Source organism: Citrobacter koseri ATCC BAA-895, from assembly GCF_000018045.1.
GTDB classification, from domain to species: domain Bacteria; phylum Pseudomonadota; class Gammaproteobacteria; order Enterobacterales; family Enterobacteriaceae; genus Citrobacter_B; species Citrobacter_B koseri.
The window spans coordinates 3,777,809-3,803,187 of record NC_009792.1 but is presented as its reverse complement, the minus strand read 5'-3'; the positions used below and the strand labels follow the sequence as shown (position 1 = coordinate 3,803,187).

The 25,379-nt window shown below is 57.7% G+C and carries 25 protein-coding genes; 14 read left to right on the top strand and 11 right to left on the bottom strand.

What is annotated here, in order from left to right; all coding sequences use genetic code 11:
- Positions 1-32: 32 nt before the first annotated feature.
- Positions 33-377 (top strand): nitrous oxide-stimulated promoter family protein, encoded by a 345-nt coding sequence (locus CKO_RS17505; RefSeq protein WP_024130896.1) that lies wholly within the window; start codon positions 33-35, stop codon positions 375-377.
- A gap of 76 nt (positions 378-453) precedes the next feature.
- On the opposite strand, the gene CKO_RS17500 is transcribed toward CKO_RS17505, so the two are convergent.
- The 7 genes from CKO_RS17500 to hypA form a co-directional block, all read right to left on the bottom strand.
- The gene (locus CKO_RS17500; RefSeq protein ID WP_012134844.1) at positions 454-882 is read right to left on the bottom strand and encodes a TOBE domain-containing protein; all 429 of its coding nucleotides are present in this window, start codon (positions 880-882) and stop codon (positions 454-456) included.
- Between the two features lie 44 nt (positions 883-926).
- Positions 927-3,005: a formate hydrogenlyase transcriptional activator FlhA gene (flhA, locus tag CKO_RS17495; RefSeq protein WP_024130895.1), complete on the bottom strand. Its 2,079-nt coding sequence runs from the start codon at positions 3,003-3,005 to the stop codon at positions 927-929.
- 303 nt (positions 3,006-3,308) lie between these two features.
- Positions 3,309-4,319 (bottom strand): hydrogenase expression/formation protein HypE, encoded by a 1,011-nt coding sequence (gene hypE, locus CKO_RS17490; RefSeq protein WP_012134842.1) that lies wholly within the window; start codon positions 4,317-4,319, stop codon positions 3,309-3,311.
- Positions 4,316-5,437 (bottom strand): hydrogenase formation protein HypD, encoded by a 1,122-nt coding sequence (gene hypD, locus CKO_RS17485; RefSeq protein WP_012134841.1) that lies wholly within the window; start codon positions 5,435-5,437, stop codon positions 4,316-4,318. The genes hypE and hypD overlap by 4 nt, the downstream gene beginning before the upstream one ends.
- The gene (gene hypC / locus CKO_RS17480) at positions 5,437-5,709 is read right to left on the bottom strand and encodes a hydrogenase 3 maturation protein HypC (protein WP_012134840.1); all 273 of its coding nucleotides are present in this window, start codon (positions 5,707-5,709) and stop codon (positions 5,437-5,439) included. The genes hypD and hypC overlap by 1 nt, the downstream gene beginning before the upstream one ends.
- Positions 5,700-6,572 (bottom strand): hydrogenase nickel incorporation protein HypB, encoded by an 873-nt coding sequence (gene hypB, locus CKO_RS17475; RefSeq protein ID WP_012134839.1) that lies wholly within the window; start codon positions 6,570-6,572, stop codon positions 5,700-5,702. The genes hypC and hypB overlap by 10 nt, the downstream gene beginning before the upstream one ends.
- Positions 6,573-6,675: 103 nt before the next feature.
- Entirely contained in the window at positions 6,676-7,047 is a 372-nt protein-coding gene (hypA, locus tag CKO_RS17470) for a hydrogenase maturation nickel metallochaperone HypA (protein WP_024130894.1), read from the bottom strand.
- A gap of 209 nt (positions 7,048-7,256) precedes the next feature.
- On the opposite strand from hypA, the gene hycA reads away from it, so the two are divergent.
- The 9 genes from hycA (at position 7,257) to hycI (ending at position 15,126) form a co-directional block, all read left to right on the top strand.
- Positions 7,257-7,718 (top strand): formate hydrogenlyase regulator HycA, encoded by a 462-nt coding sequence (hycA, locus tag CKO_RS17465; protein WP_012134837.1) that lies wholly within the window; start codon positions 7,257-7,259, stop codon positions 7,716-7,718.
- A gap of 146 nt (positions 7,719-7,864) precedes the next feature.
- Positions 7,865-8,476 carry a formate hydrogenlyase subunit HycB gene (hycB, locus tag CKO_RS17460; protein ID WP_024130893.1) on the top strand — a complete coding sequence of 204 codons (612 nt, stop codon included), beginning with the start codon at positions 7,865-7,867 and terminating at the stop codon, positions 8,474-8,476.
- On the top strand, positions 8,473-10,299 hold the full coding sequence (gene hycC / locus CKO_RS17455; protein ID WP_012134834.1) for a formate hydrogenlyase subunit 3: 1,827 nt from the start codon (positions 8,473-8,475) through the stop codon (positions 10,297-10,299). The genes hycB and hycC overlap by 4 nt, the downstream gene beginning before the upstream one ends.
- A 2-nt stretch (positions 10,300-10,301) precedes the next feature.
- Positions 10,302-11,225 carry a respiratory chain complex I subunit 1 family protein gene (locus tag CKO_RS17450; RefSeq protein WP_012134833.1) on the top strand — a complete coding sequence of 308 codons (924 nt, stop codon included), beginning with the start codon at positions 10,302-10,304 and terminating at the stop codon, positions 11,223-11,225.
- Positions 11,226-11,242: 17 nt separating this feature from the next.
- A complete protein-coding gene (gene hycE / locus CKO_RS17445; RefSeq protein ID WP_012134832.1) occupies positions 11,243-12,952 on the top strand; it encodes a formate hydrogenlyase subunit HycE in 1,710 nt (569 codons plus the stop codon).
- A gap of 9 nt (positions 12,953-12,961) precedes the next feature.
- Positions 12,962-13,504 carry a formate hydrogenlyase complex iron-sulfur subunit gene (locus CKO_RS17440; protein ID WP_012134831.1) on the top strand — a complete coding sequence of 181 codons (543 nt, stop codon included), beginning with the start codon at positions 12,962-12,964 and terminating at the stop codon, positions 13,502-13,504.
- Positions 13,504-14,271 (top strand): formate hydrogenlyase subunit HycG, encoded by a 768-nt coding sequence (gene hycG / locus CKO_RS17435; protein ID WP_012134830.1) that lies wholly within the window; start codon positions 13,504-13,506, stop codon positions 14,269-14,271. The genes CKO_RS17440 and hycG overlap by 1 nt, the downstream gene beginning before the upstream one ends.
- A complete protein-coding gene (locus CKO_RS17430; protein WP_012134829.1) occupies positions 14,268-14,678 on the top strand; it encodes a formate hydrogenlyase maturation HycH family protein in 411 nt (136 codons plus the stop codon). Before hycG ends, CKO_RS17430 begins: the two co-directional genes overlap by 4 nt.
- On the top strand, positions 14,671-15,126 hold the full coding sequence (gene hycI / locus CKO_RS17425) for a hydrogenase maturation peptidase HycI (RefSeq protein WP_024130892.1): 456 nt from the start codon (positions 14,671-14,673) through the stop codon (positions 15,124-15,126). The genes CKO_RS17430 and hycI overlap by 8 nt, the downstream gene beginning before the upstream one ends.
- Positions 15,127-15,208: 82 nt before the next feature.
- Here hycI and CKO_RS17420 read toward each other — a convergent pair whose 3' ends face one another.
- Positions 15,209-16,633: a 6-phospho-beta-glucosidase gene (locus tag CKO_RS17420; RefSeq protein WP_024130891.1), complete on the bottom strand. Its 1,425-nt coding sequence runs from the start codon at positions 16,631-16,633 to the stop codon at positions 15,209-15,211.
- A 22-nt stretch (positions 16,634-16,655) separates the two neighbouring features.
- Positions 16,656-18,110 (bottom strand): PTS cellobiose/arbutin/salicin transporter subunit IIBC, encoded by a 1,455-nt coding sequence (gene ascF / locus CKO_RS17415; protein WP_012134826.1) that lies wholly within the window; start codon positions 18,108-18,110, stop codon positions 16,656-16,658.
- A 264-nt stretch (positions 18,111-18,374) separates the two neighbouring features.
- Here ascF and CKO_RS17410 point away from each other — a divergent pair, with 264 nt between their 5' ends.
- The 4 genes from CKO_RS17410 to CKO_RS23400 all read left to right on the top strand — a co-directional run bounded on the left by CKO_RS17410 (position 18,375) and on the right by CKO_RS23400 (position 22,727).
- On the top strand, positions 18,375-19,388 hold the full coding sequence (locus CKO_RS17410) for a LacI family DNA-binding transcriptional regulator (RefSeq protein WP_024130890.1): 1,014 nt from the start codon (positions 18,375-18,377) through the stop codon (positions 19,386-19,388).
- Positions 19,389-19,542: 154 nt separating this feature from the next.
- Positions 19,543-20,088: an electron transport protein HydN gene (gene hydN, locus CKO_RS17405; RefSeq protein ID WP_024130889.1), complete on the top strand. Its 546-nt coding sequence runs from the start codon at positions 19,543-19,545 to the stop codon at positions 20,086-20,088.
- A gap of 143 nt (positions 20,089-20,231) precedes the next feature.
- Positions 20,232-22,472, top strand: coding sequence for a carbamoyltransferase HypF (gene hypF / locus CKO_RS17400; protein ID WP_024130888.1), 2,241 nt, complete (start codon positions 20,232-20,234; stop codon positions 22,470-22,472).
- Positions 22,473-22,502: 30 nt separating this feature from the next.
- Positions 22,503-22,727, top strand: coding sequence for a hypothetical protein (locus CKO_RS23400; RefSeq protein WP_012134822.1), 225 nt, complete (start codon positions 22,503-22,505; stop codon positions 22,725-22,727).
- A 2-nt stretch (positions 22,728-22,729) separates the two neighbouring features.
- Here the strand turns inward: CKO_RS23400 and norW are convergent, their stop codons facing one another.
- A complete protein-coding gene (norW, locus tag CKO_RS17395) occupies positions 22,730-23,863 on the bottom strand; it encodes an NADH:flavorubredoxin reductase NorW (protein WP_012134821.1) in 1,134 nt (377 codons plus the stop codon).
- Entirely contained in the window at positions 23,860-25,308 is a 1,449-nt protein-coding gene (norV, locus tag CKO_RS17390) for an anaerobic nitric oxide reductase flavorubredoxin (protein WP_012134820.1), read from the bottom strand. The genes norW and norV overlap by 4 nt, the downstream gene beginning before the upstream one ends.
- Positions 25,309-25,379: the final 71 nt, after the last annotated feature.

Here is a 25,379-nt window from a genome sequence, read left to right as displayed (position 1 = left end):
TATTATTTATGCAACTTATTTGTGGAGGCATCATGTCCGGTAAGCGTATTGCTCGTGAAAAACTGACGATTAAAAAAATGATCGCGCTGTACGAGAGCCAGTGCCCGCAGGCCTCAAACGAGCAAGGTCATTACGATGCGCTGTTTGCCTATGCGCAAAAGCGGCTGGATAAGTGCGTGTTTGGCGAGGAAAAACCGGCCTGTAAGCAGTGTCCGGTACACTGTTATCAGCCAGCGAAGCGTGAGGAGATGAAGCAGATCATGCGTTGGGCAGGCCCAAGAATGCTCTGGCGCCATCCGATTTTGACCATCCGTCACCTTATTGATGACAAACGCCCCGTCCCGGAATTGCCGGAAAAGTATCAGCGCAAGAAATAAATGTGTCTTACCGGATGGCGGGAGTTAATCGCAGTTGCGTAGGCCCGATAAGCGTTAGCGCCATCGGGCAACACCATTACGCTTTGGTCGCAATCAGAATCGCTGACGCCTTAATCAGCGCAATAACGCGACTGCCCTGCGCCAGTTTCATCTCTTCCTGACTTTCATTGGTGACAACGGCCACAATCTCAAAACCAGCGTCGGTTTTGATGTGTACAGTCGCGTTGACCGCGCCTTCCGTTACCTGAGATACGCTACCGGCAAACTGGTTGCGGGCGGAGAACTTCAGGCCGCAATCTTCGCTTGCCAGAGTAACCCAGGGGGCTTTAATCAAAGCAATGGCGTCTTTTCCGTTTGTCAGACCCAGCGCCTGCTGGCTGCTGTGAGTGACAATCGCCACCAGTTTTGCGCCGCCCGCCAGCGTCAGTTCAACTTCATCATTCACCGCACCCGTTGCGACTGCGCTAACCGTACCGGTCAGTTGATTACGTGCTGATACCGCCATACTGCCTCCTTTCGTTGAGATATCTGCCAGTATAGCCAGAGATGCTATACCAATGCATCTTTATCAATGCCTAATCGTTTCATGCGAGAGAGCAGGGTGGTGCGCTTCAGCCCCAGACGCTGCGCGGCGCCTTTTGGCCCCGCCACCACGCCATTTGTCTCTTTCAACACGCGCATAATGAGCTGAAATTCATCCTCGCCCTCCTGGGCGACTTCGGTGGCGACCGGCGGCGCGCCCGGCGTGAGCATTCCCATGTCCGGCAGCGAGAGTTGCAGCACGTTGCCCCGCGTCAGCAGAACGGCGCGCTCGACGACGTTTTCCAGCTCGCGGACGTTCCCCGGCCACTCCATATTGCTCAGCGTGCGCAGCGTTTCGGCAGGAATACTGTTGATGTTGCGCCCCATCCGGCGGGCGATTTTAAAGGTGAAGGCTTTGACCAGCAGCGGAATGTCCTCCGGGCGCTCGCGCAGCGGCGGGAGCTGGATCGGAAAGACGTTCAGACGGTAATAGAGATCGTTGCGGAACTCACGATCGGCCACCATTTTTTTCAGATCGCGGTTGGTGGCGGCGATCAGCCTGACGTCCGTCTGGATCAGTTTATTGCTGCCCAGACGTTCAAATTCCTGCTCCTGGAGCACACGCAGCAGTTTCGGCTGTAGCTCCAGCGGCATGTCGCCCACTTCATCAAGAAACAGCGAGCTTTTATCCGCCAGCTCAAAGCGGCCAATACGCTGCGCGCTGGCACCGGTAAAGGCGCCGCGCTCGTGACCAAACAGATCGCTTTCCAGCAGCCCGGCGGGCATCGCCGCGCAATTCATCTTCACCATTCGCCGTGCGTTACGCCCGCTCAGATTATGAATCGCCCTGGCAATCAGCTCTTTACCGGTTCCTGTTTCACCGAGGATCAGGACGGTGCTGTCGCTTTGCGCCACCATCTCCACCTGCTTGAGCACGTTGTACATGGCTTCGCTGCGACCGATTATCTCGCCAAATTCGCTATCCACGTTATTGAGCTGCTCGGTAAGCGCCAGGTTCTCGTCGACCAGACGCTCTTTCAGCCGGTGAATCTCCTGATAGGCGAGGGCGTTGTCCACGGCAATCGCCACGCGTTCGGCAATCTGGCGCAGCAGTTTGAGGTTGGCGGTGGTAAACACTTTCTCTTCGCATTGCGCCAGCTTCAGCACGCCGAGCATTGTATTGCCGGACATCAGCGGCAGCAGACACAGGGTCTGTATCTGGTTGCCCCAGGTGTCGAACAGCATGCGTTCGTACGGCGCAAGCGTATCCCGCTCGTTCAGGTTAATCAGCAGCATCTCTTTGCTTTTGAAAACCCGTTCAGAGAGCGTTCCCGCTTCGTCCACTTCGCTTTGTTCATGCGCGGGATTATGTTCATCCAGATAATGTGTGGAATAGATACTCAGCTTGTTTTTGCGGGAGCTGTGCAGGACGATGCTAATGGCATCGATATTAAAGTAGTGGTGGATCTCTTTCGCGACTTCGCTCACCAGTTCGTCGATGTCCAGCCGTGAAAGCACGGCATTGGTGATCGCCACCAGAATGCGGAAGTTGTCGCGCTCACGGCACAGGAGATCGTAGTCAACGTTATTGCTGACCCGACACTGAATTTGCTCAGCGACCACTGCGACAATCTGGGTGAAGGTTTGCAGACGTTCGTACTCTTTCTCGCTCCACGGCTGGTCGTTTTGGCGGATGAATTCGCAGCCGCCAAAAATGCGCCCTTCAGCGGCCAGCGGCAGCAAACAGTAGTGGCCAAATTCACCGTACAGCCCGTTTGTCGCCAGTTGTGGCCAGGTTTCGCTGAATTCGTGATGATTGCAGTGCAGCGCATCGGGGCGCGAGAGAATGCGCCGAACCGGGCCATGTGCCAGCACGGTTTCGTCTTCATACGCGACAGGTTTACCATTTTCGCGAGTTGCATAATAACGCGCGCGTTGTGTCTGTGGCTGCCATAACACAATAGCCGCGCTGTCGGCCAGCGCTGAGCGCTTGACCAGTTGCGAAAGCGCTTCACTGAGCGACGCCAGGTCGGGCTGCTGCAATAATGTACGAGTGATGTCGAACAAACCTTGTTGTCCGAGATCGCTCATCGGTGTATACGACATGTTGCTTTTCCAGAAAAGCACCGCGATGCGGTGCGAAAACGGTAAATAAATTATAGATATAGGTAATATATTTTGGGTATCACCGCAGGCCTGTCCATCCGTAGGCCTGATAAGCGCAGCGCCATCAGGCGCCTTTGCCGGATGGCGGCGTAAACGCCTTATCCGGCCTACAAACTTCGTTGAACCGCAGGCCTGATAAGCGCAGTGCCATCAGGCACCTTTGCCGGATGGCGGCGTAAACACCTTATCCGGCCTACAAACTGCATTGAACTGTAGGCCTGATAAGCACAGCGCCATCAGGCGCTAGCATATACGCGGCAACGGTTCGGCGTGGGGTAAATCAAGGGTACGTTTCACGCCATACAGACCGGCCAGGCGAACGCCTCTGCGTTCAACCACCTCGCCGATCGGCGTCGCATCGCGGCCCAGCGGGTGCGCGCGCAGCGCGTCAAGCACCGCGTCTGCGGCCTGGCGCTCAACGGCGATCACCAGTTTGCCTTCATTGGCAAAGTTAAGCGCATCCAGCCCCAGCAGTTCGCAGACGCCGCGCACCGCCGGTTTGACCGGCAGCGCGGATTCAGACAGCTCAATACCGAAGCCGCAGGCGGCGGCAAACTCATGGGCGACAGCATTCACGCCGCCGCGCGTCGCATCGCGTAAGGCTTTCACGCCAGGAATATCACGCAGCGGCTGAATAAGCGGGGTTAATACTGCGCAGTCGCTGACCAGCTCGCCATCCAGCCCCAGTTGTTCACGCAAATTGAGGATCGTTGCGCCATGATCGCCGAGCGTGCCGCTGACCAGCAGCACATCTCCCACGCTTAATGTCTGCGCCCCCCAGTGAATATTGGCGGGAATAGCCCCCATTCCGGCGGTGTTGATGAACAGCTTATCCGCCGCGCCGCGCTGAACGACTTTGGTATCACCGGTCACAATGGCGATACCGGCTTCACGCGCGGTTGCCGCCATGCTGTTCACCACGCTTTTCAGCGTCTCCATCGGCAGACCTTCTTCGAGGATAAAGCCGCAGGAGAGATAACGCGGGATCGCGCCGCTGACCGCCACGTCGTTGGCCGTGCCGCAAATCGCCAGTTTGCCGATATTGCCGCCGGGGAAAAACAGCGGGTCAATAACATAGCTGTCGGTGGAGAAGGCCAGGCGGTCGCCTTCCGCCGCCAGTTGCGCCAGTTCAAGACGCGCCTGATCTTCCTGCTCAGCCAGCCACGGGTTGGCAAAGGCTTCCATAAACAGGCTGTTAATCAGCTGCTGCATGGCCAGACCGCCGCTGCCGTGGGCAAGTTGTACGCTGTTCATGCTTCACACTCCTGCTGACGATATTGATACCAGGCGGCGCATGCCCCCTCGGAGGAGACCATTAACGCGCCGAACGCCGTCTGCGGGTTACAGGTCGTGCCAAACAACGGGCACTGGTGCGGTTTGCACTTGCCGGTGAGCACTTCTCCGCAGCGCGCACGCGGATCGTCGCACACCTGTTGCGGCGCCGGGCGGAAGTGCGCTTCGGCGTCAAACCGCTGGTAGTCTGGCGTCAGGTGGACACCGGACGATTCAATCACGCCCAGCCCGCGCCATTCGCTGTCGCCGTTGACACAAAACACCTCGGCGATAGCCTGTTGCGCCAGTAGATTACCGGCATCCGGCACCACGCGACGGTACTGGTTCTCAACCTGGCTATGGGAGGCTATTTTCTGCTCAACCAGCATGACGACGCCTTGCAGTAGATCAAGCGGTTCGAATCCCGCCACCACCAGAGGACGATGGAAATCCGTCGCGATGAAGCTATAGGCGTCGGTGCCGATCACCATGCTGACGTGACCCGGCGCGAGAAATGCGTCAATTCCGTTATCCGGCTGCTCCAGCAGGCTGCGCAGCGTTGGAATAAGCGTGATGTGCTGGCAGAAAAAGTAAAAGTTCTGCACGTTGCGAAGCTTCGCCTGTTGCAGCGTGATGGCGGTGGTCGGCATGGTGGTTTCAAATCCCAGACCGAAGAAAACGACTTTGCGCGTTGGGTTTTCCTGCGCCAGTTTCAGGGCATCCATTGGCGAATAAACAATGCGGATATCTGCGCCACGGGCTTTGGCCTGCAATAGCGAACCCTGTTTCCCCGGTACGCGTATGGCATCGCCAAAGGTGCAGAAAATCACCTCAGGATGGCTGGCGATCTCCACGCAGCTGTCAATTCTGCCCATCGGCAACACGCACACCGGGCAACCGGGGCCGTGGATAAACTCCACGTTGTCGGGCAGCAGCTGGTCGAGGCCGAACTTGAAGATGGCGTGCGTATGACCGCCGCACACTTCCATAATGCGTAGCGGACGTTCGGCGGTATAAGGGAGATGCGCGGCACGTTCACGCAGGTGATCAATCAACTGCATCACCTGTTCCGGCGCGCGATATTCGTCAACAAAACGCATTATTTTTCCTCGCCATACAACAAAGCGCCGACGTCCGGTTCGACATCAAACATGTTTTGCAGCGCGTCGAGGGTGTCGCGCGCTTCCGCTTCGTTAATCACACTCATGGCAAAACCAACGTGAACCAGCACCCACTGGCCCAGACGCGGCTCACCGCTCTCATCGCAACTGCCAACCAGCGTCAGGTCGACATCGCGCTGGATGCCGCAGACATCGACTTTCGCCTGATTGCCGTTAATGGAGCGAATTTGCCCCGGAACGCCTATGCACATCGCTGTGCCTCCAGCCAGTTCAGCCACCGATCCATCCCTTCGCCGCTGGTGGCGGAGATGAGGATGATCTCAATGTCAGGATTGACTTCCCGGGCGCTGGCGATGCACTTCTCAACGTCAAAATTGAGGTACGGCAGCAGATCGACTTTGTTCAGGAGCATGAGCGAAGCGGCGGCGAACATATGCGGGTATTTCAGCGGCTTGTCTTCGCCTTCCGTAACGGAAAGCACCGCCACTTTATGGCGCTCGCCGAGGTCAAAGCTGGCCGGGCAGACAAGGTTACCGACGTTTTCGATAAACAGAATACCGTTGTCGGCCAGCGGCAGACGCGGAGCGGCATCGGCAATCATTTGCGCATCAAGATGGCAGCCTTTGCCGGTGTTGACCTGAATCGCAGGCGTACCGGTCGCGCGGATGCGGGCGGCGTCGTTGACCGTTTGCTGGTCGCCTTCAATCACCGCGCACGGCACACTGTCTTTTAACTTCATCAGCGTTTCGGTCAGCAGGGTGGTTTTACCGGAACCGGGGCTGGAGACAAGGTTGAGCACCAGATGCTGGCGGGCGGCGAAGCGGGCGCGGTTGCGCTCGGCCAGACGGTTGTTTTTGTCCAGCACGTCAATTTCGACTTCCAGCATCCGGCGCTGGCTCATACCCGGCGCATGGGTTCCCGCTTCACCGTGACCGTAGTGCAGATCGCCTTCGGCGGTCTGGCTCGGGGTAAAGGCGGATGTCTTCACGCCGGTGATGTTCAGCGCCGGGCGAGCTGCCGGGGCAAAAGGCGCGCTACGAAACGCCGAATGGGGATTATGCTCATCTCCCTCTATATAAAGGTTGCCTTCACCGCAACCGCATGTCGTACACATCGCTCACTCCTGATCTCTATCTTGCGGTAAATCTATTGCCGGATGGCGGCTTTGCTTTATGCAGCCTACAACTCAGGCTATTCCTGTCGGCCGGATAAGACGCTCAGGCGTCGCTATCCGGCGTTGGATTACTGTCTATTTCAATTCGGCGAATCTGCAATCCGTCATCGGCCACAATGCGTAACGTGTCACTCTGGCATTGCGGACAACGGCGCACGCGCTGCGTCAGTAGCGTGACGTACTGCTGACAAGACTCGCACCAGCATTCGGCTTCTTGTTCTTCGAGGTGGAGTTTACAACCTTCCGCCAGGGTGCCACGGCATACCAGATCAAAACAAAAGGCGAGAGCGCTGGTTTCTACGCAAGAAAATGCGCCAATTTTGAGCCAGACCCCAGTTACCCGTTTTGCACCGTGCGCTGCGGCCTGTTGTTCAATTAATTCCAGTGCCCGTTGGCAGAGAGTTATTTCGTGCATATCGCCTCCCGAATTCATTGCCCTGAATAAGCAATAAATATGCCAGTTATTTTTCCCTTGCTTGTGACAATGACGACGATGACGAAATGACATGTCGTCACAGCGTCGAACGTGATGGCTGTTTTTGTATCATCATGAAAAATAAAGGTTTAAAAACTGGCATGGAAAATGCTTAAGGCTGGCTATCTCTGCTAACCGGGTAACCTGACATGACTATTTGGGAAATAAGCGAAAAGGCTGATTACATCGCGCAGCGGCATCATCGCCTGCTGGACCAGTGGCGAATCTACTGCAACTCACTGGTTCAGGGGATCACCTTATCAAAAGCGCGTCTGCATCACGCCATGAGCTGTGCGCCGGACAAAGATCTGTGCTTTGTGCTTTTCGAGCACTTCACGATTTACGTCACCCTGGCGGACGGCTTTAACAGCCACACCATCGAGTATTACGTCGAAACCAAAGACGGTGAAGATAAGCAGTTGATTGCACAAGCGCAATTGACCATTGACGGTCTCGTTGATGAGAAGGTCAGTAACCGCGATCGCGAGCAGGTGCTGGAGCACTATCTCGAAAAAATCGCCAGCGTTTACGACAGCTTATACACCGCCGTGGAAAACAATCGCCCGGTGAATTTACGTCAACTGGTAAAGGGAAATAGCCCGGCGGCATAAGCACGAGGCGCTGCCCGTTGTTACTCGCGGCGTGCGCTTCACGCTGCATATGAATGTTTGAGGGGATGGGAATGTCGATAAGTGTCGAAAATGACATTTTTCAGACATGTTTTCGTCAAAAATGACTATCACCTGAGGAATGCCTGGTGAATCGTTTTGTAATTGCTGACTCCACGCTCTGTATTGGCTGCCACACCTGTGAAGCAGCCTGTTCAGAGACGCATCGCCAGCACGGCCTGCAATCAATGCCGCGGCTGAAAGTGATGCTCAATGAAAAAGAATCCGCGCCGCAGCTGTGTCACCACTGTGAAGATGCGCCCTGTGCCGTGGTGTGCCCGGTGAACGCCATCAATCGGGTAGACGGCGCCGTACAACTGAATGAAAGCCTGTGCGTAAGCTGCAAGCTGTGTGGCATTGCCTGCCCGTTCGGCGCGATTGAATTTTCCGGCAGCCGTCCGCTGCATATTCCGGCGAATGCCAATTCACCGAAAGCCCCGCCGGCGCCTCCCGCGCCGGCACGCGTCAGCACGCTGCTGGACTGGGTGCCGGGCGTGCGCGCCATCGCGGTCAAATGCGATCTGTGCAGCTTCGACGAACAAGGCCCGGCCTGCGTGCGGATGTGTCCGACCAACGCGTTACACCTGGTGAATAACATGGATATCGCCCGCGCCAGCAAGCGCAAACGTGAGCTGACCTTCAACACCGATTTTGGCAATCTCACCTTGTTTCAGCAGGCGCAAAGTGGGGAGGCAAAATGAACGCAATTTCACTGATCAATAGCGGTGTGGCCTGGTTCGCGGCGGCGGCCGTACTGGCATTTCTGTTTTCTTTTCATAAAGCGCTGAGCGGCTGGGTCGCTGGTGTCGGCGGCGCGGTCGGCAGTCTGTATACCGCGGCGGCGGGTGTTTCCGTCCTGGTGAATGCGACAGCGGTCAGCGGCGTGATGCCGTTGATCGGTCATGGTTTACAAATCACCCCGCTCAACGCCATCTGGCTGATTACGCTGGGGCTGTGCGGGCTGTTCGTCAGCCTGTACAACATCGACTGGCATCGTCACCCACAGGTGTTAGCCAACGGGCTGCTGGTAAACCTGCTGATGGCGGCGGCAGTTTGCGCGGTCGTCGCCAGCAATCTCGGCACGCTGGTGGTGATGGCGGAAATCATGGCGCTGTGCGCGGTGTTTCTTACCGGTTGCAGCAAAGAGGGCAAACTGTGGTTTGCGCTGGGGCGTATCGGTACGCTGCTGCTGGCTGTCGCCTGCTGGCTGGTGTGGCAGCGTTACGGCACGCTGGAGCTGCGTCTGCTCGATCTGCGCGCCCAGGCGCTGCCGCTCGGTTCTGACATCTGGCTGCTCGGCGTAGTCGGTTTTGGTCTGCTGGCCGGGATTATCCCGCTGCACGGTTGGGTGCCGCAGGCGCATGCCAACGCCAGCGCGCCGGCGGCGGCCCTGTTCTCTACCGTGGTGATGAAAATGGGTCTGCTGGGCATTCTCTCTTTATCGCTGATTGGCGGCAATGCGCCGCTGTGGTGGGGCGTTCTGCTGCTGGTGCTCGGCATGATCACCGCGTTTGTCGGCGGTCTGTATGCGCTGATGGAACATAACATTCAGCGTCTGCTGGCGTACCACACTCTGGAAAACATCGGCATTATCCTGCTCGGTCTGGGCGCGGGCGTCACCGGTATCGCCCTTAATCAACCGGCGCTGATTGCGCTCGGCCTGACCGGTGGTCTCTATCATCTGGTCAACCATAGCCTGTTCAAAAGCGTGCTGTTTTTGGGCGCGGGCAGCATTTGGTTCCGTACCGGGCACCGCGACATCGAAAAACTGGGCGGCATCGGCAAGCGTATGCCGGTGATTTCTGTCGCGATGCTGATTGGCCTGATGGCGATGGCCGCGCTGCCGCCGCTGAACGGGTTTGCCGGTGAGTGGGTTATCTATCAGTCCTTCTTCAAACTGGGCAACAGCGGCGCGTTCATTGGCCGTCTGTTAGGGCCGTTGCTGGCCGTGGGGCTGGCGATTACCGGTGCACTGGCGGTGATGTGTATGGCGAAAGTCTATGGCGTCACTTTCCTCGGCGCGCCGCGTACCAAAGAGGCGGAAAACGCCTGCTGCGCGCCAATCCTGATGGGGGTGAGCGTCGTCGCGCTGGCCATTTGCTGCGTGCTGGGCGGCGTTGCCGCGCCGTGGCTGCTGCCGCTGATCTCCGCTGCCGTCCCGCTGCCGCTGGAGACGGCGAACACCACCGTTTCTCAGCCGATGATTACGCTGCTGCTGATCGCCTGTCCGCTGCTGCCGTTCATCATCATGGCGATTTTCAAAGGCAACCGTCTGCCGTCGCGTTCACGCGGCGCGGCCTGGGTCTGTGGCTACGACCACGAGCAGTCGATGGTGATTACCGCCCACGGTTTCGCCATGCCGGTGAAAGAGGTCTTTGCCCCGGTACTTAAGTTGCGTAAATGGCTTAACCCGGTATCGCTGGTTCCGGGCTGGCAGAATGCGGCGGCACCGGTTCTGTTCCGCCGCCTGGCGCTGATTGAGCTGGCGGTGCTGGTGGTGATTGTGGTTTCACGAGGAGCCTGAGAATGAGTGTGTTATATCCGTTAATTCAGGCGCTGGTGTTATTCGCCGCAGCGCCGCTGCTGTCCGGTATTACCCGCGTGGCGCGTGCCCGGTTGCACAATCGTCGCGGGCCGGGCGTTTTGCAGGAGTATCGCGACCTGATCAAGCTGTTGGGGCGCCAGAGCGTTGCGCCTGCCGATTCCGGCTGGGTCTTTCGCCTGACGCCGTTTGTGATGGTCGGCGTCATGCTGACTATCGCCACCGCGCTGCCGGTGGTGACGGTTGGTTCGCCGTTGCCGCAGTTGGGCGATCTGATCACCCTGATCTACCTCTTTGCGATCGCCCGCTTCTTCTTTTCTATTGCCGGTCTGGATACCGGGAGTCCGTTTACCGCGATCGGCGCAAGCCGCGAAGCGATGCTCGGCGTACTGGTGGAGCCAATCCTGCTGCTCGGCCTGTGGGTGGCGGCGCAGGTGGCCGGTTCCACACACATCAGCAATATCACCGACACGATTTACCACTGGCCGGCAGCGCGCAGCATTCCGCTGATGCTGGCGCTGTGCGCCTGCGCGTTCGCCACCTTTATCGAGATGGGCAAACTGCCGTTCGATCTGGCGGAAGCGGAGCAGGAGTTGCAGGAAGGCCCACTGACCGAATACAGCGGCAGCGGCTTCGCGGTGCTGAAGTGGGGCATCAGCCTGAAACAGCTGGTGGTGCTGCAAATGTTTGTCGGCGTATTCCTGCCGTGGGGACAGATGGAAACCTTCAGCGCGGGTGGGCTGCTGCTGGCGCTGGTGATTGCCATCGTCAAGCTGATCGCTGGCGTACTGGTGATTGCCCTGTTCGAAAACAGCATGGCGCGCCTGCGTTTTTGCGCCACTTCACGCGTGACCTGGGCCGGTTTTGGGTTTGCGTTTTTAGCATTCGTCTCCTTGCTGGTGGCGTGATTTAAGAGAGTTTGAGCATGTCTGAAGAAAAATTAGGTCAACAATACCTTGCGGCGCTGCACCAGGCTTTTCCGGGCGTGGTGCTGGACGAAGCCTGGCAGACCAAAGATCAGCTGACCCTCACCGTGAAGGTGAACTACCTGCCGGAAGTGGTGGAGTTTCTCTACTACAAACAGGGCGGATGGCTCTCGGTACTGTTTGGCAACGACGAACGCCAGCTGTGCGGCCACTATGCCGTTTACTACGTGCTGTCGATGGAGCAGGGGACGAAGTGCTGGATTACCGTGCGCGTTGAAGTCGATGCCAACAAACTGGAGTTTCCGTCCGTGACGCCGCGCGTGCCTGCTGCGGTGTGGGGCGAACGCGAAGTGCGCGACATGTATGGCCTGATCCCGGTCGGCCTGCCTGATGAACGCCGCCTGGTGCTGCCGGATGACTGGCCGGATGAACTCTATCCGCTGCGTAAAGACAGCATGGATTACCGTCAACGCCCGGCGCCGACCACCGATGCCGAAACCTACGAATTTATCAACGAGCTGGGTGACAAGAAAAACAACGTGGTGCCGATCGGCCCGCTGCACGTCACCTCTGATGAACCGGGTCACTTCCGCCTGTTTGTTGACGGCGAAAACATTATCGACGCCGATTACCGCCTGTTCTACGTCCATCGCGGCATGGAGAAACTGGCGGAAACCCGCATGGGCTACAACGAAGTCACCTTCCTGTCGGACCGCGTGTGCGGCATTTGCGGCTTTGCTCACAGCACCGCCTATACCACCTCCGTCGAGAATGCGATGGGGATCGTGGTGCCGGAACGCGCGCAGATGATCCGTGCCATTCTGCTGGAGGTGGAGCGCCTGCATTCACACCTGCTGAACCTCGGCCTGGCCTGTCACTTCACCGGCTTTGACTCCGGCTTTATGCAGTTCTTCCGCGTGCGTGAAACGTCGATGAAGATGGCGGAGATCCTTACCGGGGCGCGTAAAACCTACGGTCTGAACCTGATCGGCGGGATTCGTCGCGATCTGCTGAAAGAGGACATGATCCAGACCCGTCAACTGGCGCAGCAGATGCGCCGCGAGGTGCAGGAACTGGTGGATATGCTGCTCAGCACGCCGAACATGGAGCAGCGCACCGTCGGCATTGGGCGCCTCGACCCGGAAATCGCCCGCGACTTCAGTAACGTAGGGCCGATGGTGCGCGCCAGCGGTCACGCCCGCGATACCCGCGCCGATCACCCGTTTGTCGGCTACGGCCTGCTGCCGATGGAAGTGCATAGCGAGCAGGGCTGTGACGTCATCTCCCGTCTGAAAGTGCGCATCAACGAAGTGTACACCGCGCTGAACATGATCGATTTCGGCCTGGACAACCTGCCGGGCGGCCCGCTGATGGTGGAAGGCTTTACCTATATTCCACACCGTTTTGCGCTGGGCTTTGCCGAAGCGCCGCGCGGGGATGACATCCACTGGAGTATGACTGGCGACAACCAGAAGCTGTACCGCTGGCGCTGCCGTGCGGCGACCTACGCCAACTGGCCGACCCTGCGCTATATGCTGCGCGGTAACACGGTCTCCGACGCGCCTCTGATCATCGGTAGCCTCGACCCTTGCTACTCCTGTACCGACCGCATGACCGTGGTGGATGTGCGTAAGAAGAAGAGCAAAGTCGTGCCGTACAAAGAACTTGAGCGCTACAGCATTGAGCGTAAAAACTCGCCGCTGAAATAAGGAATCGCCATGTTTACCTTTATCAAAAAAGTTATCAAAACCGGCGCGCCGACGTCGTCGTATCCGCTGGAGCCGATTGCGGTCGATAAAAACTTCCGTGGCAAACCGGAGCATAACCCGCAGCAGTGTATTGGCTGCGCAGCCTGCGTCAATGCCTGCCCGTCGAATGCGCTGACGGTTGAAACCTGCCTTGTTACCGGCGAGCTGGCCTGGCAGTTCAACCTCGGGCGTTGCATCTTTTGCGCCCGCTGTGAAGAAGTGTGCCCGACGGCGGCGATTAAACTCTCGCAGGAATATGAGCTGGCGGTGTGGAAGAAAGCGGACTTTCTGCAACAGTCCCGCTTTACGCTGTGCAATTGCCGCGTGTGCAACCGTCCTTTCGCGGTGCAGAAAGAGATTGATTACGCCATCGCGCTGCTGAAACACAATGGCGACAGCCGCGCGGAACATCACCGTGAAAGCTTTGAGACCTGCCCGGACTGCAAGCGTCAGAAATGCCTGGTGCCGTCCGACCGTATTGAACTGACTCGCCATATGAAAGAGGCCAGCTGATGAGCAATTTATTAGGCCCACGCGACGCCAACGGCATCCCTCTGCCGATGACGGTGGATGAATCCATCGCCAGCATGAAGGCGTCTTTGCTGAAAAACATTAAGCGTTCGGCGTATGTCTACCGCGTGGACTGCGGTGGCTGCAACGGCTGCGAAATCGAAATTTTTGCCACCCTTTCTCCGCTGTTTGACGCCGAACGTTTTGGCATCAAAGTCGTCCCGTCGCCGCGTCATGCGGATATTCTGCTGTTCACCGGGGCGGTGACGCGCGCGATGCGTTCTCCGGCGCTGCGCGCCTGGCAGTCCGCGCCGGACCCAAAAATCTGTATCTCTTACGGCGCCTGCGGCAACAGCGGCGGTATCTTCCACGACCTGTACTGCGTCTGGGGCGGCACCGACAAAATCGTACCGGTGGATGTCTACATTCCGGGCTGCCCGCCGACGCCTGCGGCAACGTTGTACGGTTTCGCGATGGCGCTGGGTTTGCTGGAACAGAAAATTCACGCCCGCGCGCCGGGAGAACTGGACGAGCAGGCGGCAGAGATTCTGCATCCCGATATGGTGCAGCCGCTGCGCGTGAAGGTGGATCGCGCGGCGCGTCGTCTGGCGGGTTATCGCTATGGCCGTCAGATCGCCGATGATTACCTGACCCAACTGGGGCAGGGTGAACATCAGGTGGCGCGCTGGCTGGAAGCGGAAAACGATCCGCGTCTGACCGAGATCGTCACTCACCTGAATCATGTGGTTGAAGAGGCGCGTATCCGATGAGTGAAACGGTGGTGTTCAGTCAACTGAGCCGTAAGTTTATTGATGAGAACGATGCGACGCCCGCCGAGGCGCAGCAGGTTGTCTATTACAGCCTGGCGATTGGCCACCACCTTGGGGTCATCGACTGCCTGGAAGCGGCGTTAACCTGCCCGTGGGAGGATTATCTGGCGTGGATTGCGACTCTGGAAGAGGGGAGCGAGGCCAGACGTAAAATGGAAGGCGTGCCGAAGTACGGCGAGATCGTCATCGATTTTAACCATGTGCAAATGCTGGCGCGCGCTTTCGACAGCGCGCTCGCTGCGCAAAACCCGCAACAGCAGGCGTGGAGCAAGCTGATGCTGAGTATGCTCCACGATATTCATCAGGAAAGCGCCATCTATCTGATGGTGAGGAGACACCGTGACTGATGTTTTATTGTGCGTCGGCAACAGTATGATGGGCGATGACGGCGCCGGGCCACTGCTGGCCGAGATGTGCGCCGCGCAGCCTAAAGGCAACTGGGTTGTTATTGACGGCGGCAGCGCGCCGGAGAACGATATTGTCGCGATCCGCGAACTGCGCCCGGATCGTCTGCTGATTGTCGATGCGACCGACATGGGGCTGAATCCGGGCGAGATCCGCATCATCGACCCGGATGACATCGCCGAAATGTTTATGATGACCACCCACAATATGCCGTTGAATTACCTGGTGGATCAGCTGAAAGAGGACGTTGGCGACGTGACTTTCCTCGGCATCCAGCCGGATATCGTTGGCTTTTATTATCCGATGACGCCGCTGGTGAAAGAGGCGGTGGAAGTGGTTTATTCAAGGCTTGCAGAGTGGGTTGGCGACGGGGGATTTTCTCCGCTCTGAGCAGGTGCCCGGTGGCGCTACGCTTACCGGGCCTACGGTTTTGTAGGCCGGGTAAGGCGAAGCCGCCACCCGGCAAAACGGGCTACGCCAGATCTTCCCCGTTACTCGCAATCACTTTCTTGTACCACCAGAATGATTTTTTGCGGGTACGCGCCAGCGTGCCGTTGCCAGCGTCGTCACGGTCGACATACACAAACCCGTAGCGTTTGCTCATTTCGCCTGTCGAGGCGGACACCAGATCGATGCAGCCCCAGGTGGTGTAACCCATCAGCGGCACGCCGTCTTCAATGGCGTCGGCCATCGCCCGAATATGCTCACGCAGGTAGCGGATGCGGTAATCATCATGGATCTCACCTTTCGCGTCCGGCTCATCTTTCGCGCCGAGGCCGTTTTCCACCAGAAACAGCGGCTTCTGGTAGCGGTCATACATCATATTCATAGTGATGCGCAGACCAAGCGGGTCAATCCCCCAGCCCCATTCGCTGACGTCAAGGTGCGGATTGCGCAGCGATTTCACCACGTTGGCGGCGTTGGTGTTATTGGCGTTCATCTCCGCTGAGGCGCAGCGTGACGCGTAGTAGCTAAACGAGACGAAATCGACGGTGTTCTTCAGGATAGCGTCGTCTTCCGGGGCTTTTTCAATCACCACGCCTTTCTCGCGAAAAACGCGGGCGGAATAGGCCGGGTAAGCGCCGCGCGCCTGCACATCAATAAAGAACAAGTTTTCGCGGTCTTTCTCCAGCGCGGTCCAGACGTCCTGCGGTTTACAGGAGTACGGATAAAAATTGCCCCCCGCCAGCATACAGCCGACCTGGTTTTGCGGGTTGACCTCATGGGCGATTTGGGTCGCCAGCGCGCTGGCAATCAGCTCGTGATGCGCGGCCTGATACTTCACCTGATCCTGATTTTCACCTTCCTCAAACACCAGGCCCGCGCCGGAGAATGGGCTGTGCAGCATGATGTTGATTTCGTTGAACGTCAGCCAGTATTTCACCAGACCATCAAAGGCTTCAAAGCAGGTTCGCGCGTAGCGGGTAAAGAATTCCACCATTTTGCGATTGCGCCAGGAGCCGTACTCCGTCACCAGGTGCATCGGCACATCGAAGTGGCACAGCGTGACCAGCGGCTCAATACCGTACTTTTTACACTCTTCAAACACCGCGCGATAAAACGCGATGCCTTCTTCGTTCGGCGTCAGCTCATCGCCGTCAGGGTAGAGACGGCTCCAGGCGATCGAGGTGCGAAACACCGTGAAGCCCATCTCCGCCATCAGGGCGATATCGTCTTTATAGCGATGGTAAAAATCAATCGCGTCATGGCTAGGATAAAATTCGTCATCCCGCAGTTGAAAGCGTTTCTCCAGCCCCAGTTTGACCGGCATACGGTGCTCGCCGTGCGGGATCATATCGACGGTGCTCAGCCCTTTGCCGCCTTCCCGGTATGCCCCTTCAGACTGGTTGGCGGCCAGTGCGCCGCCCCATAAAAATCCTTGCGGAAATACAGACATAGTCATCCTCAATATGCGCCAGTCAGATGCTGGCTTCTTTTGCAGTAGTCGGTTGCGCGGCCTGGTTTTTTCTTGCCTGCGCGGCTGCGTCTTCCACGGGGATATCTTCAAAGCCGAGGAGCAGCGTCAGAACAAAAGAGAGCACCACGGCCAGCGCCATCACGCCAAACACCCAGGCGATGGTCATCGGGTTCGCCGGGTCGAAGAACTGGACGCTGGTGAACAGGCCCGGCGCCGCCATCGAGTGGCTGGCAAGCCCCGCCATACCTGCCACCGCGCCGCAGATAAAGCCGCTGATCAGGCTCGCAATCAGCGGACGCTTCAGACGTACCGCCACGCCGTACAGCGCCGGTTCGGAGATCCCCGCCATAATTGCGGAAGCGGCGGCGGCAAGCGCCGTCTGGCGCAGTTCCGGGTTTTTGGTTTTCCATGCGACGGCCAGAGAGGAGCCGCCCAGCGACAGGTTAGCGCCAATTTCAGACGGCATGACCATGCCTTCTTTGCCGGTTTCAGCAATGGTCTGGATGATGGTTGGGGTAAAGACGCGGTGCATCCCGGTCATGACCAGCAGCGGCCACAGCGCGCCCATGATGGCGACGGAAAGCCAGCCCAGATAGCCGTGAATGGTGTAAACCAGCGCGGAGATGGCGCTACCGATCCAGATCCCGATTGGGCCGATTAAAACAATGGCGAGCGGGGCGGCGATCAGGACGATCAGCATTGGTTTCAGGAAGTTTTTCGTGACGGCTGGGGTAATGCGATCCACCCAGCGTTCGATATATGAAAGACACCATGTCATCACCAGCGCCGGGATCACCGTGTAGGTGTATTTCACCGCCGTCACCGGGATCAGGGCAAATTCAACGTGTTCACCTTCGGCGGCTTTCGCCATCAGGTCGATAAAACTCGGGTGAACCAGCACGCCTGCGATGGCAATCGCCAGCGACATGTTTGTTTTGAACTTGATTGCCGCTGACGCCGCCACCATCAGCGGCAGGAAGAAGAACGCGCCGTCGCCAATCACCGTCAGGATGGTCAGCGTGGAGGCGCCTTTTTCCAGCAGCCCCGTCATTTCGAGGATCATGGCCAGCAGTTTCAGCATCGATCCGCCGATAATCGCCGGGATCAGCGGGGACATGGTGCCGATCAGCGCGTCAAGTATTCCCGCGCCGATGCGTTTAAAGGTGAGTTTAGGTTTGCCGACGGGCGCTGCGGGCTGCATATCGGTCGGCAGCAGACTAACGACTTCGCGATACGCCTGTGAAACGGTGTTGCCGATAATCACCTGACACTGGTTGTCGCTGCGAACCACGCCGAGAACGCCGCTGAGGGTTTTCAACGTCGCGCTGTCGACCTGCGCGTCATCTTTGAGAACGAAACGCAGACGCGTCATGCAGTGTGTCACGGCGGTGATGTTATCCACACCGCCCAGCGCCGTCACCACGGAGCGCGCCAGTGCCGCATAATTCTTAGACATCGGATTTTATCCTGTTTTATCAATAGGGTAGTTTTATCGTCTTACGCCTTTTCGCTAAAAAAACGTGGGCAATGAAACGCAAAATAGGAAACCGGTTCCACAAAATCATGAATAGTTTCACTGAATGACACAAGATCACAACTTGATCATTTTTTATAATTGTGAGAATGATCACTTGTTGTTTTGGGCGGTGATTTACCATCAAGGACAACAACGGTACGGTGAAGTACACTGCGTGTCATTGAGTGCTAATGGATGAGTAATATGACGACGATGCTGGAGGTGGCGAAGCGGGCCGGGGTGTCGAAAGCGACGGTTTCCCGGGTGCTTTCAGGTAACGGCTACGTCAGCCAGGAGACCAAAGACCGCGTGTTTCAGGCCATTGAAGAGAGCGGCTATCGACCCAATTTGTTAGCGCGCAGTCTGGCGGCGAAGAAAACGCAGACCCTCGGTCTGGTGGTGACGAACACCCTTTACCACGGCGTTTATTTTAGCGAGCTGCTGTTTCATACGGCGCGGATGGCAGAGGATAAGGGGCGTCAGCTTCTGCTCGCGGACGGCAAACACAGCGCGGAAGAAGAGCGTCAGGCGATTCAGTATCTGCTCGATCTGCGCTGCGACGCCATTATGATTTATCCCCGTTTTCTCAGCGTGGATGAGATTGACGACATTATCGACTCACACGCCCAGCCCATTATGGTGCTTAACCGTCGGCTGCGAAGAAACAGCAGCCACTGCGTTTATTGCGACCAGAAGCAGACCAGTTTTAACGCGGTGGAACAGTTGATCGCCGGGGGGCATCGCGAGATTGCGTTTATCACCGGTTCGATGGATTCCCCTACCGGCGTGGAGCGTCTCTCAGGGTATAAAGACGCATTGACGCGACACGGCATCGCTATCAATAACGAATTGATTGTCAACGGAAAGTGGACGCCCGCCAGCGGTGCTGAAGGGGTGGATACGCTTCTGGCGCGCAAGGTGAGTTTTACCGCGCTGGTAGCCAGTAATGACGATATGGCGATTGGCGCCATCAAACAGTTACACGAGCGTGGCATGAGCGTGCCTGCGCAGACCTCGGTCATCGGATTCGACGACATTGCGATGGCGCCCTATACCATCCCGGCGCTTTCCAGCGTTAAAATTCCGGTCACGGAGATGATTCAGGAGACGATTGGACGTCTTATCTTCATGCTGGACGGCGGTGAATTTACGCCGCCAAAAACCTTTACCGGTGCGCTGATCCTGCGCGATTCGGCAGCGCCGCTGCCTGCCCGCTGATCCCGCTTTACATTGTCATTTGTCATCGTCATTCGTGACGATGACAGTGCCTGGTCACAACGTCATCATCAAATATCAAGCGATAACAATCAGTTAAAAACTGGCACGATTTATGAATGTTTCGGCACATAATCTGTCATTGCTGGAGAATTTGATGAACCGTTTCATCATTGCCGACGCCAATAAATGCATTGGTTGCCGTACCTGTGAAGTGGCCTGTGTGGTGTCTCATCAGGAAAACCAGGACTGCGCGTCGCTGACCCCTGAAACTTTCTTACCCCGCATCCATGTGATCAAAGGTGTAAATGTCTCCACGGCGACGCTGTGCCGCCAGTGTGAAGACGCGCCGTGCGCCAACGTCTGCCCGAACGGCGCCATCAGCCGTGATAAAGGTTTCGTACATGTGATGCAGGAGCGTTGCATTGGCTGTAAAACCTGCGTGGTCGCTTGCCCATACGGCGCGATGGAAGTGGTTGTGCGTCCGGTGATTCGCAACAGCGGCGCGGGCCTGAACGTCCGGGCGGAAAAAGCGGAGGCCAACAAATGCGACCTTTGCCACCACCGCGAGGCCGGCCCTGCCTGTATGGAAGCCTGTCCGACCCACGCGCTGATTTGCGTCGATCGCAACAAACTTGAACAACTGAGCGCGGAAAAACGTCGCCGTGCGGCGCTGGACTCCTCCGCGTCTTTGCTTTTCTGATTCCTGAAAAACCGCGTAAAATACGGCGGTATTCATGCCGGATGGCGGCCTTGCCTTATCCGGCCTACTGTTCGTATCCCCGTAGGCCTGATAAGCGTAGCGCCATCAGGCAAACCGGGATAGATGACTGCGGGAACGACTTCATGACAATAAACAACCACTCCGGCGTACAGCTGCGTATTCGTGGCAAGGTACAGGGCGTCGGATTTCGCCCCTACGTCTGGCAACTGGCGCAGCGGTTACAACTGCATGGCGACGTGTGTAACGACGGTGACGGTGTGGTTGTGCGCTTACAGGAAGATCCGGCGGAGTTTATTGTGCAGTTACATCAACATTGCCCGCCGCTGGCCCGTATTGACAGCGTCGAGAGCGAGCCGTTTGCCTGGTCTCAACTGCCTGCCGATTTCTCCATCCGCCAGAGTGCGGGCGGAACGATGAATACGCAAATTGTGCCCGATGCGGCCACATGCCCGGCCTGTCTCGCCGAAATGAATACGCCCGACGAGCGGCGCTACCGTTACCCTTTTATCAACTGTACCCACTGCGGCCCGCGTTTTACGATCATTCGTGCGATGCCTTACGACCGTCCGTTTACCGTGATGGCATCGTTTCCGTTGTGCAGGAAGTGTGCGACGGAATATCGCGATCCATACGACCGACGTTTCCACGCCCAGCCTGTTGCCTGCCCGGCCTGCGGCCCGCATCTGGCGTGGCGCTCTGGTAGTGCTCGGGCAGAAAAAGACGCCGCGCTACAGGCTGCCGTCGCGATGTTAAAAGCGGGGGGCATTGTCGCCATCAAAGGTATTGGCGGCTTTCATCTGGCCTGCGATGCGCAAAACGATGAGGCGGTGGCGATGCTGCGGGCGCGTAAACGCCGCCCTGCGAAACCGCTGGCGGTAATGTTGCCGGATGCGGAAGGCTTGCCGGATGCGGCGCGCCGACTGCTGACTACGCCGGCCGCCCCCATCGTACTGGTGGATAAACAGCATGTCGCGTCGCTGTGCGAGGGGATCGCGCCGGGGCTGGCGGAAGTGGGGGTAATGCTGCCCGCGAATCCGCTCCAGCATCTGCTTTTACAGGCGCTGAATTGTCCGCTGGTGATGACCTCCGGCAACCTTAGCGGTAAACCGCCAGCCATCACTAACCAACAGGCGCTGGACGACCTGAAGGCGATCGCCGACGGTTTTCTGTTGCACAACCGCGATATCGTGCAGCGAATGGATGACTCGGTAGTGCGTGACAGCGGCGAAATGCTACGCCGTTCGCGGGGCTATGTGCCGGATGCGATCGCGCTGCCGCCGGGATTTCGCGATGTGCCGCCGATGCTTTGTCTGGGCGCCGATCTGAAAAATACCTTCTGCCTGGTGCGCGGCGAGCAGGCGGTGGTAAGCCAGCATCTGGGGGATCTCAGCGATGACGGTATTCAAACGCAGTGGCGTGACGCGCTGCGTTTGATTCAGAACATTTACGATTTTACGCCGCAACGCGTTGTCTGCGACGCGCATCCGGGCTACGTTTCCAGTCAGTGGGCCAGCGAGATGACGCTTCCGACCGAAACGGTATTGCACCACCATGCGCATGCGGCGGCATGCATGGTCGAGCACGGCTGGCCGTTGAACGGCGGCGATGTGATTGCCCTGACGCTCGACGGCATCGGTATGGGAGAGGGCGGCGCGCTGTGGGGCGGGGAGTGTTTACGCGTTAATTACCGTGAATGCGAGCATCTTGGCGGCCTGCCCGCCGTCGCGCTGGCGGGCGGCGATCTCGCCGCGAAGCAGCCCTGGCGCAACCTGCTGGCGCAGTGTCTGCGCTTTGTTCCTGACTGGCGGGACTATCCAGAAACGGCTGCGCTGCAACAACAGCAGTGGAACGTGCTGGCGCGGGCCATTGAGCGCGGAATCAACGCCCCGCTGGCGTCGTCGTGCGGACGCCTGTTCGATGCCGTCGCCGCCGCATCAGGCTGCGCGCCTGACACACTCAGTTATGAAGGAGAAGCGGCCTGTGCGCTGGAGGCGCTGGCTTCGCGATGCAATCGCGTTGAACATCCGGTGACGATGCCGGTTAAAAACAACCAGCTGGATTTAGCCACGTTCTGGCGGCAGTGGCTGAACTGGCAGGCCGCTCCCGAGGAGCGGGCGTGGGCCTTTCACGACGCGCTGGCGCATGGGTTCGCCGCGCTGCTGCGCCAGGAGGCGACCGCACGCGGGATCACCACGCTGGTATTCGGCGGTGGCGTGCTGCATAACCGCTTGCTGTGCAGGCGTCTGGCGTTCTGTCTTGCTGATTTTACCTTACTGTTCCCGCAGCGTTTACCGGCCGGGGATGGGGGAGTGTCGTTAGGGCAGGGAGCGATCGCCGCAGCGCGCGAGCTTGCGCAAAAATAAAAAAAAACCCCGGGACTGGCGGGGCGAAACGTGTCGGGGCATACCGACAAGCAGCAGCGCACTTCCGTGTGCGTGAGGTTAATAAATCAGTGGCAGTATCGCCGGATGGCGACGTACAAACAGGCGCTTCCCGTAGGCCGGATCAGGCGTTTACGCCGCCATCCGGCAAAGATGTTCGAACATTGCCTGATGGCGCTGCGCTTATCAGGCCTACGGCGTCATGATTTGCAGGCCAGCCGCCATCCGGCACAATGAACTTACGCGGGCAGCGTTTTCAGCAGCGCAAAGGCCTCCTTCATGCGGTCTTCGCTCACCACAAAGGCGCAAAGCTGACCTTCGGTATTTATGCCTCGGGCGACCATCCCTTCGGACTCCGCCGCAATGTGCCAGTTCAGGTCGCAACGCTGGGTTTCGCCTGCAAGATGTAACGGCAATTCCGGCGTTTTGATTTTCACCAGCATGGCGGGCAGCTTCAGCGGCGCGTTCCCGCCGAGCAGATTTTTCGCCAGATACATGGCGCTTAACTGAATCGGTTGCAGGAAAGGCAGAACCTGACCGTTAATTTCCGCGCAGTCTCCCAGCGCATAAATATCCGGGTGGCTGGTTTGCAGATAGCTGTCAACGCAGACGCCACGGTTGATGGTCAACCCGGCACGGCGCGCCAGCGCGGTTTCCGGGCGCAGGCCGGTCGCGGCGATGACCGCATCCACCTCTACCTGACGATCGCGATCCAGCGTGGCGCGAATACCGGTAGCGGTTTTCTCCAGACCCTGCAACTGCGATTTCAGCAGCAGATGTACGCCCATATCGGTCAGACGATGCTGCAAACGGCTGCTCACTTCCGGCGGCATCAGCGAGGCCAGAATGCTGGCGGCATTGTCAATCAGCGTGACGGCTTTACCCGCACGGCAGAAATCCATTGCCAGTTCGCTACCAATCAAACCGCCGCCGACGATCAGTACGCGCTGTGCGTCACGCAGTTGCGTTTCACAGGCGCGATACTCCTGTTGGCTATTCAGTGTGAGCATTAACTCACGTCCGGCAACCGGCGGAACAAAGGCTGATGCCCCTGTCGCCAGTACCAGTTTGTCGAACTGCCATTGCTTGTCCTGGCTTTTTACCACATGGGCGTCGGCATCAATGTCCGTAATCCAGGTGTGTGGGAACAGACGAAGATTAAACTGTTCGGCAAACTCACCCGCCGACTGGCGGGTGAGGTCGTCGGCGCGCTGCGCCTGGCTGATGACGTGACTGAGGTCGGGTTTGTTGTACTCGTCCATACTGTCAGCGGCAATCAGGGTCAGCGCTACGGTCGCGTCCTGTTTACGGATGTTTTTGACTAACTGGCGGGCGGCGAAGCCCGAACCAATAATGACAATTCCCCGGCTCATTTTGCCTCCGTTGCCAACACATCAAAGACGTCTTTACCTAATGAGCATTCCGGGCACAGGAAGTTATCCGGTACGTCGCTCCACGGCGTACCCGGCGCGACATCCTGCAACGGCTCACCTTTTGCAGGGTCGTAAATCCACTGGCACACGCTGCACTGCATGCTTGGGCCGAGGTCAGCCGCAGCGGCGGCGGCACAGGCGCACTCTTCTTCCTGGGTTGTCGCTTTCACATTTGTTTCCGGCAGCGGAGCGAGCGCCCACTGACGGGCAATATCGCGGCCGTGCTGGCGGCAAAGTTCCAGGGCATCAATATCAGGACGCCATTTCGCTTTCAGACTCAGTGACATCTCGAAGCCGGCATCTTGCAGACGGGTGGACAGACGGTCTACCGCGCCGCCGCTCCAGCCGTGGGAACCGAAAGCGCTGGCGCGTTTGTTACGAAAGCGCAGGCCAGTCATCTCTTCAACGAGACCGGCGATTTTCGGCATCATCACGTTGTTCATCGTAGAAGTACCGACCAGCACGCCTTTGGAACGGAACACGTTGGTCAGAATTTCGTTTTTATCGCTGCGTGCGACGTTAAAGATTTTCACCGCCACGTTCGGATCAACTTCGTTGATGCCTTGCGCAATCGCGTCGGCCATCATGCGGGTGTTGTTGGACATGGTGTCGTAGAAAATGGTGATGCGATCTTCCTGATAATCCGCCGCCCATTTCAGATACAGTTCAACGATCTGGGTTGGGTTGTCGCGCCATACCACACCGTGGGAGGTGGCAATCATATCTACCGGCAGGTTGAAGCCGAGGATTTCGGTGATTTTTGGCGTGACCAGACGGCTGAACGGCGTCAGGATGTTGGCGTAGTAACGCTGGCACTGCTCGAACAGCTCGGTCTGATCGACTTCATCGTTGAACAGACGTTCGTCACAGTAGTGCTGACCAAAGGCGTCGTTACTGAACAGTACCGCGTCGCCCGTCATGTAGGTCATCATGCTGTCCGGCCAGTGCAGCATCGGGGTTTCAACAAAAATCAGCTGCTTGCCGTTGCCGATATCCAGCGTGTCGCCTGTTTTTACGACGTTAAAGTTCCATTCCGGGTGATGGTGGTGACCGGTAATGGAGTCAATGGCGTTTGCGGTGCAGTAGATCGGCGTATCCGGGATTTGCGCCATCAGTTCGGTCAGCGCGCCCGCGTGGTCTTCTTCCGCATGGTTAATAATGATGTAATCAATGTCGGCCAGGTCGATTTCGCTACGCAGGTTTTGCACGAATTCGCGGCTGAATTTATGGTCTACGGTATCGATCAGAACATTTTTTTCTTCACGGATGAGATAGCTGTTGTAGCTGCTGCCGCGCAGCGTTTTATATTCGGTCCCGTGAAAATCACGAACTTCCCAGTCACGTTGGCCAACCCAATGAATGTTATTTTTAACCAGAATAGACATAGCAACCTCAGTAAATACAGTTTTTTTAAGAAAGATGTATTGCTAATAGCAGGATGCGTGCCAACTTTTTA